Here is a 16,904-nt window from a genome sequence, read left to right on the forward strand (position 1 = left end):
AAACCTGACAAAAGTAAGACATTTTTTTTTATTAACCATGAACTCCTTCTAAATCTAATAAAAAGGCATATTCTAAAGCCACTTCTTTTAGACTTTCAAAGCGTCCTGAAGCCCCTCCATGACCAGAATCCATATCTGTATGTAGCAGTAATAAATTAGCGTCCGTTTTTAATTCACGTAGTTTAGCTACCCACTTTGCAGGTTCCCAATACTGTACCTGAGAATCATGAAGTCCAGTAGTAACCAAAGTATTTGGATAATTTTTTTTTTGAACATTATCATAAGGTGAATATGATTTCATATACGTATAAAACCTTTCTTCATTAGGATTTCCCCATTCATCATACTCCCCTGTTGTTAACGGTATGGTGTCATCAAGCATGGTAGTCACCACGTCTACAAAAGGCACAGCCGCTATCACACCATGATATAATTCAGGATTCATATTAATAACAGCCCCCATCAATAACCCACCAGCAGATCCACCGTAGGCATACAAATGTTTGTTTGAGGTGTATTTTTCCTCAATTAAAAATTTAGAACAATCAATAAAATCGGTAAACGTGTTTTTTTTTGTTAATAATTTACCATTTTCATACCATGCTCTTCCTAAATACTCCCCTCCTCTAACATGGCAAATGGCATAAATAAACCCTCTATCAATTAAACTTAACCGAATACTTGAAAAAGACGGATCAATAGTTGAGCCATAAGAACCATAAGCATATTGAAGCACAGGATTGGAGCCATTTAATATCATCCCTTTTTTATACACCATTGAAATTGGTATTTTCACCCCATCCCTACTTAGGGCCCAAACGCGTTTAGACTCATAATTTTCTTTTTTAAAGGCTCCTCCTAAAACTTCTTGTTCTTTTTTAATGACAAAAGTTTTACTTTTAAAATTATAGTCAATGACCGAACTTGGGGTGGTTAGGCTATTGTAGGCGTAACGCAATTCATTGCTATTAAAATCGGGATTATTTCCAATATATGCGGTATAGGCTTCAGAATCAAAATTCAAATAATAATCTTCGTCTCCTTTCCAACTCATTATTCTAATATTATTCAATCCATTTTCCCGTTCATTGACCACCAAATAATCTTTGAAAATTTCAATATCTTCTATTAAAACCAAAGCTCTGTGCGGAATAACATCTTGCCAGAAAACTTTTTCTGTTTGATTTACACTCGTTTTTGAAACTTTAAAATTGGTAGCTCCATCAGCATTTGAAATCACATAAAATTCATCTTTGTAATGGGCTAAATTATACTCTAAATCTTTTGTGCGTTTTTGAAACACTTTAAAGACTCCTTCTGGATTATTAGCATCTAAAAAACGGTATTCGGTTGATAGCGTACTTGCCGCACCAATCATGATATATTCCTTCGATTTTGTTTTATAAACAAAGGTATTAAAGGTTTCATCGGTTTCATGATACACTTCAATATCGGCCACACTATCTGTATGTAATATATGTTTGAAAATTTTATGAGACCGCAAAGTCACGTCATCTTTTCTGGCATAAAAAAGCGTTTTATTATCATTCGCCCAAGTAGCACTACCCGTTGTATTTAATATCTTGTCACTGTAAATTTCTCCTGTTACCAAATTTTTAATTTGAATGGTATATTGTCTTCTGCTTACAGTATCTGTTGAAAACGCCGCCATCGTATTATCTGGACTTATGGAAATGCCACCTAGATTAAAGTAGGCATGCGGTTTTGCTAGCTCATTACAATCAAACATCACCTCTTCTTCAGCGTCTAGTGTTTCCTTTTTTCTTACATAAATAGGATAATCTTTCCCTGACTCATATTTAGTAATATACCAATATCCATTGAGCTTATAAGGAACTGTAGTATCATCTTCCTTTATTCGGGCTTTCATTTCTTCAAATAATACCTTCTGAAAGGGCTCTGTATGCTGCATTACTGCTTTGGTATATGCGTTTTCTGCATTTAAATAATCAATAACTTCTGGGCTTTCTCTATCATTTAACCAATAGTAATCATCTATTCTAACATCATTATGAATCTTTAACTCTTTTGGTTTTTTGGTGGCTATTGGTGCTTTAGGAAACTTATTTTTTGTCATTGTCTCATTTCATTTTCAACGCGCCAAAAATAAGGTTTAAGATTATTTTTAAACTGTTTTTTGATTTTTAAATTTTAACCAGTCAAAATAATCGCTTTATTTAATAATTTTGTCGTAATTAAAATTATAGAAACTATGTTTGGAGATATGATGAATATGATGGGTAAATTAAAAGAAACCCAACAAAAAGTAGAGGATACAAAAAAACGTTTAGACACCGTTTTAATAGATCAAGCTAGCCACGACAATAAACTGAAAGTTACACTAACCGCTAATAGAACTATTAAATCTATTGCTATTGATGATGCCTTGTTAGAAGATAAAGAACAACTGGAAGATTACTTAATTCTTACCTTAAATAAAGCCATTGAAAAGGCAACCAGCGTAAACGAAACAGAAATAGCTGCTGTTGCTAAAGAAGGCATCCCTAACATTCCGGGGTTAGATTTGTTTAAATAGATACAATTTTATTTATCAAGCGTTAACTAACATTGTGTTGCAACTCTTTCAAAATATCATAATTAACAGGAAAGATTTATAGCACTTTATAATTTAGTACATTTACCAACCTAATTTAATAATCAAAAAAATGTCTGTTGCCCAAAAAAATTATAAGCGTGTTACCGTAAAAACATTAGTTGATATGAAAGCTAATGGTGAAAAAATATCTATGTTAACGGCTTATGACTATACCATGGCTAAAATTGTAGATGGTGCTGGTATAGATGTTATTCTGGTAGGAGACTCTGCCAGTAATGTTATGGCTGGACATGAAACAACGCTTCCTATCACACTAGACCAAATGATTTATCATGCATCATCTGTGGTTAGAGCCATTTACAGAGCCTTAATAGTAGTTGATTTACCTTTTGGAAGTTATCAAAGTGACCCTAAAGAGGCCCTACGTTCTGCCATAAGAATTATGAAAGAAAGTGGGGCGCATTCGGTAAAATTAGAAGGCGGTAAAGAAATCAAAGAGTCTATAAAGCGTATTTTGAATGCAGGTATCCCTGTTATGGGACATTTAGGGTTAACACCGCAATCTATATATAAATTTGGAACCTATACCGTTCGTGCTAAAGAAGAAGAAGAAGCTCATCGCTTAATTAGCGATGCCAAAATGCTGGAACGCTTAGGTTGTTTTGCTATTGTTTTAGAAAAAATCCCTGCTAAATTAGCCAAACAAGTGGCTGAAAGTGTGCGTATACCTATTATTGGTATTGGCGCTGGCCCTGATGTTGATGGTCAGGTTTTGGTTTTACATGATATGCTGGGCATGACCCATGAATTTAACCCGCGTTTTCTAAGAAGATACCTTAACCTATTTGACGATATGACTAATGCCATTGCGCAATATGTTGATGATGTAAAAACGCGTGATTTCCCTAACAAAAGTGAACAATATTAAGGGGTAAATACGGTGTCTGAAAAAGTTATATCTAACAAAAACAACTTACAGGTTCTTTACGAAGACAATCATATCATCATTGTAAATAAACGTGCAGGTGATATTGTACAAGGCGACAAAACAGGTGATAAACCTTTGAGTGATGTTGTTAAAGATTACATCAAAGATAAGTATAACAAACCTGGTAATGTTTTTTTGGGCACGGTGCACCGATTGGACCGACCAACCACGGGGTTAGTAATTTTTGCCAAAACAAGCAAGGTACTCCCCCGCCTTAATAAGTTATTCTTATCTAAAGACATAAAAAAAACCTACTGGGCACTGGTTAAAAACCACCCCAAAAAACGTAGTGACACGCTAGTTCATTGGCTTAAAAAAAACCCAAACAACAATAAGTCGAAAGCGTATTCAAGGGAAGTTAAAGACAGTAAAAAAGCTATTCTACATTACACGGTTAAAAAGAAACTTGATCATTATGTTTTACTTGAGGTTACACTTGAAACGGGCAGGCACCATCAAATTCGCGCACAACTTGCCGAAATTGGTTGCCCTATTAAAGGCGATTTAAAATATGGCTTTGATAGGAGTAACAGGGATGCTAGTATCAGTTTACATGCCAGACACATTGAGTTTATCCACCCTGTAAAAAAAGACGCCATTAGCATTGATGCGCCTTTACCTAATGATCCGCTTTGGGCTGCTTGTTTCGCATAAATTAGATATATTTATAGAACTAAATTATCCTATGTGGAACATATTGAATCTATTGTAAATAAGCAGCGGGCTTTCTTTAAAACACATCAAACAAAATCTGTCACAGCCAGAATCACCTATTTAAAGGCTTTAAAAAGTAAAATCAAAGATTCTGAAGTATTGATTTTCAATGCCTTAAATAAAGATTTTAAAAAACATAAATTTGAAACCTATTTAAGTGAGGTTGGTTTGGTGCTTTCTCAACTAGATTTAGTCATTAAAAAACTAAAATATTGGACAAAAAACCAATATGTATGGCCATCATTACTTAGCTTTCCTTCAAAAGATTATATGTACAAAGAGCCTTATGGCTCCATTTTGGTTATTGCCCCCTGGAATTATCCGTTTCTTTTGGCTTTTGAACCCTTAATCATGGCAATAGCGGCTGGTAATACAGTTGTTTTAAAGCCAAGTGAACTCACAAAAAACACCTCAAAATTAATTTCACAAATTATTCAAAAAGTGTTCCCAGAAGATTGGGTTATTGCTGTAGAAGGTGATGCCGAAGTGGCCTCTCAGTTACTCGCCCAAAAATGGGACTTTATTTTCTTTACAGGAAGCACAAAAGTTGGTAAAATAGTAGCCAAGGCGGCCGCAAAATACCTGACACCTGTAGTTCTCGAATTAGGAGGAAAATCTCCTTGCATTATTGACGACACTATCGATTTAAAATTAGTGGCCAGACGATTAGTTTGGGGCAAACTTCTTAATGGTGGGCAAACCTGTATTGCTCCCGACTACGTTATTGTAAAAGCCGAAATAAAAGAAGCTCTAGTCACCAACTTAATACAGGAGATTACAAAACGCTATGGAACAGACGCGAAATTATCAGAAGATTTTCCAAGAATTATAAATGATGTGCACACAAAAAGATTGGCAAACCTGATGCAAAATCAACATATTGTATTTGGCGGAGCTATTCATTTAAATTCCTGCTTCGTTGCGCCTACCTTGATAGACAATCCTAAACTTGATAGCCCCATCATGAAGGAAGAAATTTTTGGACCTATACTGCCTATACTATCTTTTCAAACAGAAAAGGATATTGAGCATATCCTTTGGAATTTAGACAAACCATTGGCATGTTATATATTTTCAAAAAATAAGACCTTTATAAAATCTATTTTAAAAACTTTTAGCTTTGGTGGTGGTGTTATTAATGATACCTTAATTCATTTTGGAAACCCCAAATTACCCTTTGGAGGTGTTGGCGCCAGTGGTTTAGGCCATTATCATGGCAAATATGGTTTTGATACTTTTACGCATCATAAATCTATTGTAAAACGTGGTACTTGGGCAGATCCTTCTTTTAGATATGCGCCGTATAATGGTAAACTCAAGGTTCTTAAAAAATTATTTAGATGGTTGGGCTAACCATTAGGTTATTAAACGGATAAGTTAAAACAAGTTCCACCCCTTTTCCTGGTTCAGATTGAATATTTATACTAGAGTGTATTAACTTTGCTCTACTCATCATATTTAACAAACCTGAACCTTTTTCAACCGTATCAGTGTCAAATCCTTTACCATCGTCTTTAACTGTAATTACTAAGTTATCAATCTGATAATCAAGCTTAATATTAATATGGTCAGCTTCGGAATATTTTACTGAATTTGATAAAAACTCTTGAATAATTCTGAACAATATAATTTCATGCTTTTTATTTGAAAATGTTCTGGTCTGCCCTAATATTTTAAGCTCAGCACCTTTAAACTTCATCTTTTTTAATCGATTCAATTCATTGTTTATAGACTTTTCAAAGCCTAGGTTTAATATCACATCATTGTTAAGTGTTTTTGAAAGTGCCCTAACCTCTGCCAAGCTTTCTTTTAACGCCTCTGAAGTATCTTTGAATTTTTCTTTAACATCATTTGGCACTTGCATTTTTAAAATACTCAATTGCATATTAGCAAATGATAACAACTGGCCAATATTATCATGGAGTTCCCAGCCTACATTTTTTAAAGTTTGCTCTTGGGTTTCTGTTTGAGCTTGAGCAATTTCAGCTTCAAAAGCCTGCTGTTGTTTTATACGGTCTTGAAGTAATTTATTTTTTCGTTTTAGAAACACTACAAAAAATACAATAACCAATGTGGTTACTATAACTAATACACCAATCATATAAACCAACAGATAACGCTCTGCTGCTGTACTTACTATTCGTTCTGTGGTTTGCACCATATTAAAGCAAAGGTAAAGGTTAAATACATGCATAAATTGGCAAATAAATAAATTTCCCATTTTAGAAAAATAAAATTCCAATCGAAATGCGCATTATAAATATCATAGAACACCAAAGGCGTTATAATGAGCCACCAAATAAAGATAGCCGCACTAATATAAAAATTTAATGACTTGTAGAAGGTAAGTATCTTGTCACTCTGTAAAACTTCAATAAAGTAAAACATGGTACACAAAAAAATAATAACAGCACCTAAAACACTTATAATTGGAAAAAACTGCTTAAAAAAAGCCTCCCAGTGCCATATTATATAAATTACTGAAAACCCTAAAAATATGCATCCCGCATATTTTAGTATTTGCTTAAAACGTTTTTTCTGGAGTATCATGTAATAATAAAAAGCAAAAAAGAGAATAGCCCCTACTTTCCAATAAATTGTAGTCCACCAATAATTACGCACCAATTTAGTACCTTGTAAAAACGAAAAAAAACCGTTTTGTATATGATGCACATAGTTATTGGCATAATCGCAAATAGTTAAATATACTAGAAACCAAATAAAGTATCTTGCCGTAGTAAGTCTATACTTTTTGTAGCATATTAAGGCTGTTATAGCTGATAAACCCTCTAAAATTGAATAAATTGCGTTGTAATGTTCTAATAAAAAATCGTTCATAAAGACCTATATCAACTTCAATGCTTATCAGTGATTTTAGATTTTTTTGCCTCTTGTCTGCACCATATAAAAGCAAAGGTAAACGTTAAATACATAAAGAGATTAACAAATAAATAAATATACCGTCTCAGAATGATGTAAGCTCTATCTTTAATTGGAACACCTATTTCATACGCAGAATAACCATCATAAAACACAATTGGTGTTATAACGAGCCACCAAATAAATAAGACAAAACTAATGTAGAAATTTATAAATTTATAGAAATTAAGTAGCTTATCAGAATTTAAAAGTTCAATAAAATAGAATATGCTACATAACATAATAAGCACTGCTCCAAAAACTTTAATACTTGGAAAAAACCTTGAAAAGTAAGCATCAAAATTTAAACCAATATAAATAAAAGCAAATATCAAGAATATTATATTACTTACTTTAAGTGTAACTTTAAACACATGTGTTTGAAGTATTTTTTCAAAATAAAACGTATAAAATACTATGGCGCCTATACTCCAATATAAGGTAGACCACCAATAATTTTTCTCTATAAGGGTTCCTATTAAAAAACTAAAAATTTTATCGGGTTCAACTAACCAAGTGTAGAAACCAATAAAATCACATATAGCAATACAGACCAAAAAGTAAATGAAATATCTGGTATAGGTATGCCTATAATATTTAAGAACGAGTAAACCTGTTAAGGCTGCTAACAACTCTACACCACTTATCAACCAAACATAATTTCTTAGTAAAAACCCTCCCAATAGCGTTGTGTTCCGTTTTAATGTTCTAAAAAAATAATAGCGTTATTTTATATTGAGAATTATTGTGGATAACCACCTTGGCCACCACCACCTTCATTTAATGGACCAACAGGTATTGTTTTATCCCCCTGAATATTTAAATTAACACTATTAGCTTCTGAAAGCGATTTTTTTCCAGTAGGCACTATAAACATAGTCGTTAAATCCTGTTTGCTTTGTCCTGCGTTTTTACCATACACCCCTAAATAAATACGAATACCTGTCATATCAAATCCTAAGATTTTAGATTCTTGTTTGGCGTAATTCAAATAATCTTCTACATCGGTTAAAGACCAATCAACGGAACGGTCGTCTACGCTTCTTCCTTGTTTTGCTGCTGCCGAATCTACCGCCTTTTTTCTGTATTTAGTCCAATTGTTACTCAATGCAGTCGCCTCTTCAACAGTAATGACACCTTTGGGTTTGGTGATAACTACTTCTTCAGTATCAACAGTTCTTGGGCAAAAATAATAGGTTAAAATAGCACCAATGGCAAATCCTATTAAGATATAAGCTAAGTTTTTCATTGTTTTGGTGTGTTAGTTATTATACTAAAATAAAGAAAACTTCTGGGACTACACGAATTTACGACGGAAATCCTAGTATATTTCCCATTCCCACAGTAAACAACCAGCAACCATAAATGGTATGTTCTATACTCACCAAAAGTGTAGAACGCGTTTTTTGATAAGTGCCTGCAAACAATAAACCTCCAATAAACGTAAGTACTAAAACCAAATTATTCTTAAAAAACAAGTGCCCCAATGTAAATAAAGCTGCGTTGAGTAATACAAAACCAATTTTACTTTTTACTAAAGTCTCATATCTGTAAAAGAAAAACGTTCGGTATAAAATTTCCTGAGGATACACAGAAAATACGGTATAAATAAACAGAATCATCAACCATAATTTGGGCTTGTTAAGTACAACAAAAAAAAGTAACTCCTTATTAGTAAACCAAATAAAAAAGGTTGTCAGCAAGGCTATAAGTAAAAACTTTATCAATGTCTGCTTCAAAAATAAGTGCCAATTGAGATGTTTTGATATATTGAGTGGTAACTTTTCTACCACAGTAAGCACATAAACCACATAGAGGAAACCAATAACCCCCAAACCTAATTTTAGCCATATTGAATAATTAATCATAAAGCTTAAAGGAATCACTACAAAAAGAATTAAACCTTCTAATACTTTATACGCTCTAACTTTCATTCTATAAATTTATAGCGGTTTCATGTTTTACTTCATTAATAACAAACATGCTATGCGTACTACCAATATGATTAATCTTGGTTAGTTTTTTTACCATAAATTCTCTGAAAGCTTCCATGTCCTTAACGATAACTTTTAGTAAATAATCATAATCACCACTTATATGATAACATTCTAAAACTTCATTAAGCTGTTTTACTTCTTTTTCAAAACGTACTACAAAATCCTGACTATGCTGCACTAGTTTTATGTGGCAAAACACCATAAAATTGCGCTCTAGCCTTAACTTATTCACTTTAGCCACATACCCATCAATAACACCTTCACGTTCCAGTTTTTTTATCCGCTCAAAAACAGCGGTAACTGAAAGCCCTAACTTAAGGGACAGTGCTTTGTTAGTTTGTTTACTATCCTCTTGCAAGAACTTAAGGAGCTTAATATCGGTATCATCAAAGGTTACCATTGAAAAATTTTCTTTTTGACGTGAATACAATTTGAATATACTATTTTATTTTCTATAAAAATAAATTTAAATAGAATAATATTTTATAAAATTAATTAACTATTGATTTTTACACATATATAAAAGACATTTGAATAAAATTAAAATCAACATCATGGCTTTTAAACCCGCAAATAACATTCAGGATTTGCAGTATTTTGGTGAATTTGGAGGCGTAAATCCATCTATTTCCGATTCATCCACCTACACCTTTCTTTCTGCAAAAACCATGTTTGACACCTTTGAAGGAAATGCCGATGGTTGTTATTTATACTCCAGGCATTCATCACCTTCAAACCTATACCTTGGAGAAGCTTTAGCCGCTATGGAAGGCACCGAAACGGCTAATGTATCAGCTTCTGGAATGGGAGCTATTACAGCGGTACTCATGCAACTTTGTGATGCTGGAGATCATATTGTTTCTAGCCGCACTATTTATGGCGGTACGTATGCTTTTCTTAAAAATTTTGCTCCAAAATTTAATATGAGCACCAGCTTTGTTGCTATTACTAATTTAGAAGCCGTAGAAGCTTCTATTACCAGTAAAACAAAAGTGTTGTATTGTGAATCGGTCAGTAACCCGCTTTTAGAAATTGCTGATATAAGAGGTTTGGCGCGCTTAGCTAAAAAATACCAGTTAACCCTTGTGGTAGACAACACGTTTTCTCCTTTATCTATTTCACCAGCTACACTGGGAGCTGATATTGTTATTCATAGTTTAACTAAATTTATTAATGGGGCAAGTGATACCGTTGGCGGTGTTGTTTGTGCCTCGCAAGCATTTATCAATGATCTACGTCATGTGAATGACGGGGCTGCCATGCTTTTGGGGGCCACGATGGATAGTTTGAGAGCGTCATCAATTTTAAAAAACCTAAGAACGCTTCATATTAGAATGCAACAGCATAGTAAAAATGCACTTTATTTAGCTGAAAAATTTGAAGCAGATGGTTTAAAAACGGTATATCCTGGCTTAAGGTCTCATCCTTCGCATGTATTGTTCAAATCAATGATGAATACAGAATATGGGTTTGGTGGCATGCTCACTATTGATGTTGGCAGCATCACTAAAGCCAATGCGCTTATGGAATTGATGCAAAATCGAAACCTTGGCTACTTAGCGGTGAGTTTAGGGTTTTATAAGACGCTATTTAGTGCACCAGGCACCTCTACGTCTTCTGAAATTCCCGAAGAAGAGCAAAAAGATATGGGTTTAAGCAATGGGTTAATTAGATTTTCCATAGGATTAGATGCCGATATAGCCCGTACATATAGTATGATGAGAGATTGCATGGCAGAACTTAATATATTGACTTAATTTTACTTTCCCTTTAGGCGCTCCCATAGCGCACGTAATGCATCCGAAATATTATCTTCATTACGCCGAAATGGTTTCATATTCAATTCGCCTTGCTCATCATATAACACAAATTTAAAAACAGATGATTTAGAATTTTCTTCAATGGTTAGCGGATACCTTAAATCGTTATATTGATAGGTGTTCTCCCCTATTTTAAATATGCTATAATATTGATTACTAAACCACGCCAACTTTTTAACCCGCTTGTAGTCACGAGGCGACAATGCCCTTTCTTTTTTAAGTGCTTTAAAATCTGAAAATATATGCTCCTTATCTAACAATGAATAATACCCTACAAAATACGTAGAGTCTGTTTCGGCTATACCATACCATAAAATATTATTGAATATAGTGGGTTGTGTATAGCACCTTTTAAAATCTATTTTGTTCTTTTTTAATGACTTTTCAAAAGTTATATCCATATATATTTTATTACCAATAGTAAATAACATATATATAGAACTTATTACTATGCCTAATTTCAAAATGAAACGTCGTTTTATAGAGATGCGGTTAAAAAACATCAAAACTATCATACATAATAAGAAAGGCAAGGTGTAAATAGGATCTACCACCGCTATATTATTAAAAGCTACACGATAATTAGTAAACGGTGTAAAAAGTTGGGTGCCGTAAGGCGTAAAACAGTCTAATATGGGGTGTGTGAATAATGACCAAAAAAACAAAAGCGTCCAGCTGTGCTGTGTAGTAAGATGGCGTCGTTTGCCTGTGTTGTATAACTTGTAGACCAGCCATCCCAATAAAAACGCAGCTAAAACAGAAAACAAAATAGAATGCATAAACCCTCTATGAAATAGCATAGCATCTATTTCATTGCCATATAACCAACTACCAACTATAACATCTAGATCTGGAATAGTGCCTCCTATAGCTCCAAAGAGTAACGCTTTGTTACCTATTTTTTTTCCAAGTACAGCCTCTCCACAGGCTGCTCCCAATACAATTTGGGTTAATGAATCCATACTTTTCAAATTATCATGGGTAAAATTACGTAACTATTTCCATTTGCGTACATGCCTTGAAAATTGTAACATTACATGATAATTTCAAAGTTACATAATGGATAGCCAAGACATAACACCCAAAACACCACAAGAAGAAAATATTATTGAAAATAAAGAACTTAATATTTGGGAGGCTTTAATTCCTGTATTTGCTTTGGTTCTTTTGTTATTTTTCAATGTTTTTTTTGTTTTTGGAGATGATTCATTAAGTGGTAGTAACCAATTCATTTTACTTATAGGGGCAGCCATAGCAGCTATAGTAGGCTTTTTTAATAAAGTATCTTATGAACAAATGCTTGATGAAGTTGCTGAAAATATAAAGTCAACGGCTGGTGCTATTCTAATTTTACTCATGGTAGGCGCTTTGGCTGGAACTTGGCTAATTAGTGGTATTATTCCGTCTATGATTTATTATGGGTTGCAACTTTTAAACCCTACTATTTTTTTAGTAGCATCTGTAGTTATAAGTGCCATTATTTCAATAGCCACAGGAAGTTCTTGGACAACATCGGCCACCGTTGGTATTGCCTTAGTTGGTATAGGCAATACGCTAGGTATACCAATTGGCATGACAGCTGGAGCCGTACTTTCGGGGGCTTATTTTGGTGATAAAATGTCGCCTTTAAGCGATACCACAAATCTGGCTCCGGCTATGGCCGGGAGCGAATTGTTTTCACATATAAAATATATGGCATTAACCACCATACCAACTATTGTGATTACCCTTGTTGTTTTTATGATTATTGGCTTTACTATTGATACAACTGGGACTCCTAATATTTCAGGTAAGTTGACAGCAATTAAAGATGCTTTCAATATTTCTCCTTGGTTGTTTTTGGTACCATTAGCGGTTATTTTTATGATTATTAAAAAAACACCACCGTTAGTGGCTTTATTAGTTGGTACGCTTTTAGGAGGCGTGGCAGCCATTATAGTACAACCTGATATTGTAGTGTCTTTAGCAGGCGCTCAAGAATTGACATTTAATTCAGCATATAAAGGGGTTATGAACGCCATTACCGTTGATAGCGCCGTAGAAACCACTAGTGAAGAACTGAATGACTTGTTTACCTCTGGAGGCATGTCTGGTATGTTAGGAACCATATGGCTTATTATCTGTGCCATGGTTTTTGGGGGAGTCATGGATGCTATTGGTGCTCTTGCGAGGATAAGTCAGGCACTCCTCAATTTGGCCTCAACAACTTTCGGGCTTTTTGCTTCAACGGTAGCCAGTTGTTTAGCACTAAATGTAACCGCATCCGATCAATATTTAGCCTTGGTTGTACCAGGTAAAATGTTTAAAAAAGCTTATGAAGATAAAAATTTAGCTCCAGAAAATTTAAGTAGAACTTTAGAAGATTCTGGTACGGTAACCTCTGTACTTATTCCTTGGAACACCTGTGGTGCCTATCAATCTGGTGTATTAGGTGTTCCTGTTGCTGAGTATTTCTTTTTTGCTATTTTCAATTGGCTAAGCCCGTTCATGACGCTTATTTTCGCAGCTTTTCAAATCAAAATAAAGCAACTCCGTTCTAAATAGATTGAAATTATTTCATTTAGCAACTACCATAAACATTTTCTATTATTTAATAAGAAATTAAGATTTTATTTGCATCAAATAATGATGCCGTGTTTTATATTTGCCCTCGAAAATTAATAACATTATAAATATATTATACTATGGCATTAGTAGGAAAAAAATTTCCAGATTTATACGTTGACGCAATGAATGATTTAGGCGATACTTTTAAAGTAAACGTTCTTGAAGAAGCCATTAAAAACAAAAAGAAAGTGGTACTTTTCTGGTACCCCAAAGATTTCACATTTGTTTGTCCAACGGAATTGCACGCGTTTCAAGCGGCCTTACCTGAATTTGAAAAACGTAATACTATTGTAATTGGAGCATCATGCGATACCCCAGAGGTTCATTTTGCTTGGTTAAACACCGCAAAGAATAATGGCGGTATAGAAGGGGTAACCTATCCTATCCTAGCTGATAGCAATAGAAATTTATCAAGCATTTTAGGTATTTTAGATATCACAAGCGAAACGTTTGATGAAGAATCAGGTACCGTTCAAGTTGAAGGTGATAATGTGACTTACAGAGCCACTTATATCATTGATGAAGATGGTGTTGTGCAGCATGAAAGCATCAATAACATGCCATTAGGACGAAATGTTGGTGAATACATTCGTTTGGTAGATGCCCTAACTCACGTTCAAGAAAAAGGTGAAGTATGTCCAGCTAACTGGGAAGAAGGTAAAGAGGCGATGCATGCTAACAGAAATGGTGTTGCAGAATATCTTGCGGCTCACACAATCTAAATTTATTATGGTAAAAGAATTAGAACAAGATAATTTAAAAACTATTGTAACTGAAAACCATACAGTTGTGGTACAATATTCGGCTACTTGGTGTGGTAACTGTAGAATTATGAAGCCTAAGGTAAAAAAGTTAGCTTCAGAATTAACAGACATCACTTTTATTATCGCTGATGCGGAAAAATTTCCTGAAAGCAGAAAATTAGCTACGGTTGATAACTTACCAACTTTTGCTACATTTAAAAATGGAGCATTTGTGAATCAAGTTCAAACCAACAAGTTTGATGTTCTAAAAAACTTAGTAAATGAAGTTACCAGTAATTAAACACCTAACACAATTCATTGAGGAAAACGACGAGGATTTTGTTGTTGAAACCATTGAAACCTTAGAAGCTTTAACAGAAGTACCGTCATTAAAAGATGAAGAATTAGATGTTATTGGAGAATTGATATCTAATATGTATGGCGCTATTGAAGTCCATAAAATGATAAAAGATGGCACACCCAAAAAGGACGCTTTAAATGGTTTCATGAAACGTGTTATGGGGTCTATAGATACCTAGAAAAAGAAAAATTATTGCTTAAAAAACCACTTCAAGTGAAGTGGTTTTTTTGTTGCTTATTTCTATATGCGGTTGTAAAACATATTAGAAGGTTCTTTTGGACTTCCTATATTAAACTGGACATAAAAGAGGATAGAAAATGTTTGTTAGCTTTTATCTTAGAAATTATGAGAACTAAACCCAAACATTAAACTTTAGAATTTAAACACAAGGCAGTGGAGTTGAGCTATGCCAAAGGCAACGTAATACAAGTACGTGAAGGTTTAGATATATTTTAATAAGTACTTTATCATTAGCCTAGAGAGTTAAAGATTACGGTAACAACTTTTTTCTAGGCTGCGGTAGTTCTAAAATGACCGGTGAAGAAAAAGAGATAGCTCGATTAAAAAGGGCATTGAAAGAAGCTGAGTTACCCATCTTTGGATGGATGGAAACCTCTTAATGCTACTCAACAAGAAAGTGGTGAAGATAAAGATTGGGAAGCTTTTAAATCTTATTTCTGTGTTACGTAATAACTTTGATAAAAAGTTGAAATTTATTGCTAGTGATGTGATTGAAAAAGAAATAAGACTTGCTTCTTTTTTACATATGGATATTCCTACTAAAGAAATTGCCGGGATGCTAAACGTATTGCCTGAAAGTGCGCTTAAAGGCAAATATCAATTAAAAAGAAGCTTCAACTTGATAAGAAATCGGACCTTTACCAATTTCTTTATACTTTGTAAGTTCATATCTTTGAAACATGGAAATTGCTATTGAAAAGAACAAAAAACTAATTTTGTTTGACGGGGTTTGCAACCTGTGCAACAGCAGTGTGCAATATGTTATAAAACGAGACAAAAACAATTTGTTTTTATTTGCTCCCCTTCAAAGTAAAACAGGATATGAAATTTTGAAAACATTTCAAATTGATTCAAAAAAAACAGACTCCATTTTACTATACAATCCCTCTACTCATAAAATAAACTACAAAAGTACAGCTGCTTTAAACATAGCTAGTAAGCTTCGGTTTCCTACTAACCTTTTAGGCATCTTTCTAGTTATTCCCGTATGTATTAGAAATTGGGTATATGATTTTATTGCCAAAAATCGTTACAAATGGTTTGGTAAGCAAGATGCTTGCATGGTTCCTACTTCAAATTTGAAGGATAAATTTTTAAGTTAAAACAAAATTACTCTACCAAAGTACCCCACTCGGTCCAAGAACCATCATACACCGAAATATTATTATAACCCGCTACAGTAGCGCCTAAAGCCAAAACACATGCTGTTATTCCTGAACCACAAGAAAAAATGAGAGCTTCATCTTTTTCAGCTAACATATAAAATGCTTTTTCTAACTCCACTTTAGGTTTTAATTCACCATTTTCTAATAAATCTGTAAATGGTAAATTAACGGAGTTCGGAATGGTTCCACTACGTAATCCAGCTCTTGGCTCAGGAACTTCACAATTAAAACGTGCTTGTGACCTGGCATCAATGATAGTATATGATGTTTCTTGAGAAGCTTTTTTAACATCACCAAAAAACTTCATAAAGTTAGGTTGCAAATTAGCCGTGAAATTTCCTTTTCCTTCGGTATACACATTCATAAATTCTGTTGGATAACCAGCCTTCTGCCAAGTTGGAAATCCTCCATTTAAAACCGCTATATTATCAAAACCAAAAGCTTTAAATAACCACCAAACTCTAGCACTGGAGTAAATCCCCTTATCATCATAAACCACAATGGCACTATCTTGATTAACGCCTAATAATTGCGCCTCTTTTTGAAACTGCTCTTGTGAAGGAAAAGCACTAGGAAACGGATTAGAAACATCACTAAACTTTTGTTTAATATCAAAGAAACGAGCCTGAGGTATTTGAACCGATTCTGGATTAAATTCTTTATTTATAGTGCCATCAAGCACTATTAAATTATCTGCATTTATATTCTTAAAAAGCCACGCTGCAGATACTATAGGTGTGGTTAATTTTATTTGTAAACCCATTTTAGCTT

General features: G+C 33.8%; 20 protein-coding genes and 1 pseudogene. 12 read left to right on the forward strand and 9 right to left on the reverse strand.

Annotated features, from left to right (window positions below; genetic code table 11):
* Positions 1 to 31: 31 nt before the first annotated feature.
* Positions 32 to 2,098 (reverse strand): S9 family peptidase, encoded by a 2,067-nt coding sequence (locus KFZ70_RS13890; protein WP_139694876.1) that lies wholly within the window; start codon positions 2,096 to 2,098, stop codon positions 32 to 34.
* Between the two features lie 135 nt (positions 2,099 to 2,233).
* On the opposite strand from KFZ70_RS13890, the gene KFZ70_RS13895 reads away from it, so the two are divergent.
* The 4 genes from KFZ70_RS13895 to KFZ70_RS13910 all read left to right on the forward strand — a co-directional run bounded on the left by KFZ70_RS13895 (position 2,234) and on the right by KFZ70_RS13910 (position 5,633).
* Positions 2,234 to 2,557 (forward strand): YbaB/EbfC family nucleoid-associated protein, encoded by a 324-nt coding sequence (locus KFZ70_RS13895; RefSeq protein WP_139694877.1) that lies wholly within the window; start codon positions 2,234 to 2,236, stop codon positions 2,555 to 2,557.
* Positions 2,558 to 2,687: 130 nt separating this feature from the next.
* Entirely contained in the window at positions 2,688 to 3,506 is an 819-nt protein-coding gene (panB, locus tag KFZ70_RS13900; RefSeq protein ID WP_139694878.1) for a 3-methyl-2-oxobutanoate hydroxymethyltransferase, read from the forward strand.
* 12 nt (positions 3,507 to 3,518) lie between these two features.
* On the forward strand, positions 3,519 to 4,220 hold the full coding sequence (locus KFZ70_RS13905) for an RluA family pseudouridine synthase (RefSeq protein ID WP_139694879.1): 702 nt from the start codon (positions 3,519 to 3,521) through the stop codon (positions 4,218 to 4,220).
* 9 nt (positions 4,221 to 4,229) lie between these two features.
* Positions 4,230 to 5,633, forward strand: a complete 1,404-nt coding sequence (locus KFZ70_RS13910) for an aldehyde dehydrogenase (RefSeq protein ID WP_139694880.1) — start codon at positions 4,230 to 4,232, stop codon at positions 5,631 to 5,633.
* On the opposite strand, the gene KFZ70_RS13915 is transcribed toward KFZ70_RS13910, so the two are convergent.
* The 6 genes from KFZ70_RS13915 to KFZ70_RS13940 are packed head-to-tail and all read right to left on the reverse strand — an operon-like array spanning position 5,617 to position 9,596.
* Positions 5,617 to 6,441 (reverse strand): sensor histidine kinase, encoded by an 825-nt coding sequence (locus tag KFZ70_RS13915; RefSeq protein ID WP_139694881.1) that lies wholly within the window; start codon positions 6,439 to 6,441, stop codon positions 5,617 to 5,619. The two genes, KFZ70_RS13910 and KFZ70_RS13915, sit on opposite strands and share 17 nt — an antisense overlap.
* The gene (locus KFZ70_RS13920; RefSeq protein ID WP_139694882.1) at positions 6,417 to 7,118 is read right to left on the reverse strand and encodes a hypothetical protein; all 702 of its coding nucleotides are present in this window, start codon (positions 7,116 to 7,118) and stop codon (positions 6,417 to 6,419) included. Before KFZ70_RS13920 ends, KFZ70_RS13915 begins: the two co-directional genes overlap by 25 nt.
* A gap of 17 nt (positions 7,119 to 7,135) precedes the next feature.
* Positions 7,136 to 7,882 (reverse strand): hypothetical protein, encoded by a 747-nt coding sequence (locus tag KFZ70_RS13925; protein ID WP_139694883.1) that lies wholly within the window; start codon positions 7,880 to 7,882, stop codon positions 7,136 to 7,138.
* A gap of 59 nt (positions 7,883 to 7,941) precedes the next feature.
* Positions 7,942 to 8,448, reverse strand: coding sequence for a hypothetical protein (locus KFZ70_RS13930; RefSeq protein ID WP_139694884.1), 507 nt, complete (start codon positions 8,446 to 8,448; stop codon positions 7,942 to 7,944).
* 58 nt (positions 8,449 to 8,506) lie between these two features.
* Positions 8,507 to 9,133: a CPBP family intramembrane glutamic endopeptidase gene (locus tag KFZ70_RS13935; RefSeq protein ID WP_139694885.1), complete on the reverse strand. Its 627-nt coding sequence runs from the start codon at positions 9,131 to 9,133 to the stop codon at positions 8,507 to 8,509.
* A gap of 1 nt (position 9,134) precedes the next feature.
* The gene (locus KFZ70_RS13940; RefSeq protein ID WP_139695013.1) at positions 9,135 to 9,596 is read right to left on the reverse strand and encodes an Lrp/AsnC family transcriptional regulator; all 462 of its coding nucleotides are present in this window, start codon (positions 9,594 to 9,596) and stop codon (positions 9,135 to 9,137) included.
* 154 nt (positions 9,597 to 9,750) lie between these two features.
* Between KFZ70_RS13940 and KFZ70_RS13945 the strand changes: the two genes are divergently transcribed.
* On the forward strand, positions 9,751 to 10,953 hold the full coding sequence (locus KFZ70_RS13945) for an aminotransferase class I/II-fold pyridoxal phosphate-dependent enzyme (protein WP_139694886.1): 1,203 nt from the start codon (positions 9,751 to 9,753) through the stop codon (positions 10,951 to 10,953).
* A gap of 2 nt (positions 10,954 to 10,955) precedes the next feature.
* On the opposite strand, the gene KFZ70_RS13950 is transcribed toward KFZ70_RS13945, so the two are convergent.
* Complete coding sequence (locus KFZ70_RS13950; RefSeq protein ID WP_139694887.1) at positions 10,956 to 11,978, reverse strand: metal-dependent hydrolase; 1,023 nt, start codon at positions 11,976 to 11,978, stop codon at positions 10,956 to 10,958.
* A gap of 97 nt (positions 11,979 to 12,075) precedes the next feature.
* On the opposite strand from KFZ70_RS13950, the gene nhaC reads away from it, so the two are divergent.
* The 7 genes and pseudogenes from nhaC (at position 12,076) to KFZ70_RS13985 (ending at position 16,070) form a co-directional block, all read left to right on the forward strand.
* Complete coding sequence (gene nhaC / locus KFZ70_RS13955; protein ID WP_139694888.1) at positions 12,076 to 13,560, forward strand: Na+/H+ antiporter NhaC; 1,485 nt, start codon at positions 12,076 to 12,078, stop codon at positions 13,558 to 13,560.
* Positions 13,561 to 13,700: 140 nt separating this feature from the next.
* The gene (locus tag KFZ70_RS13960) at positions 13,701 to 14,345 is read left to right on the forward strand and encodes a peroxiredoxin (protein WP_139694889.1); all 645 of its coding nucleotides are present in this window, start codon (positions 13,701 to 13,703) and stop codon (positions 14,343 to 14,345) included.
* Between the two features lie 7 nt (positions 14,346 to 14,352).
* Positions 14,353 to 14,667 carry a co-chaperone YbbN gene (locus KFZ70_RS13965; RefSeq protein WP_139694890.1) on the forward strand — a complete coding sequence of 105 codons (315 nt, stop codon included), beginning with the start codon at positions 14,353 to 14,355 and terminating at the stop codon, positions 14,665 to 14,667.
* Positions 14,648 to 14,905 (forward strand): DUF6952 family protein, encoded by a 258-nt coding sequence (locus KFZ70_RS13970; RefSeq protein ID WP_139694891.1) that lies wholly within the window; start codon positions 14,648 to 14,650, stop codon positions 14,903 to 14,905. Before KFZ70_RS13965 ends, KFZ70_RS13970 begins: the two co-directional genes overlap by 20 nt.
* A gap of 167 nt (positions 14,906 to 15,072) precedes the next feature.
* Positions 15,073 to 15,317: pseudogene (locus tag KFZ70_RS13975) on the forward strand (IS3 family transposase); the annotation flags it as partial.
* An 11-nt stretch (positions 15,318 to 15,328) separates the two neighbouring features.
* Positions 15,329 to 15,664: a hypothetical protein gene (locus tag KFZ70_RS13980; RefSeq protein WP_139694892.1), complete on the forward strand. Its 336-nt coding sequence runs from the start codon at positions 15,329 to 15,331 to the stop codon at positions 15,662 to 15,664.
* On the forward strand, positions 15,648 to 16,070 hold the full coding sequence (locus KFZ70_RS13985; protein WP_139694893.1) for a thiol-disulfide oxidoreductase DCC family protein: 423 nt from the start codon (positions 15,648 to 15,650) through the stop codon (positions 16,068 to 16,070). The genes KFZ70_RS13980 and KFZ70_RS13985 overlap by 17 nt, the downstream gene beginning before the upstream one ends.
* A 7-nt stretch (positions 16,071 to 16,077) precedes the next feature.
* Here KFZ70_RS13985 and KFZ70_RS13990 read toward each other — a convergent pair whose 3' ends face one another.
* Positions 16,078 to 16,896 carry a sulfurtransferase gene (locus KFZ70_RS13990; protein ID WP_139694894.1) on the reverse strand — a complete coding sequence of 273 codons (819 nt, stop codon included), beginning with the start codon at positions 16,894 to 16,896 and terminating at the stop codon, positions 16,078 to 16,080.
* Positions 16,897 to 16,904 lie beyond the last annotated feature (8 nt).

The organism is Allotamlana fucoidanivorans, from assembly GCF_045788535.1.
Taxonomy (GTDB): Bacteria; Bacteroidota; Bacteroidia; order Flavobacteriales; family Flavobacteriaceae; genus Allotamlana; species Allotamlana fucoidanivorans.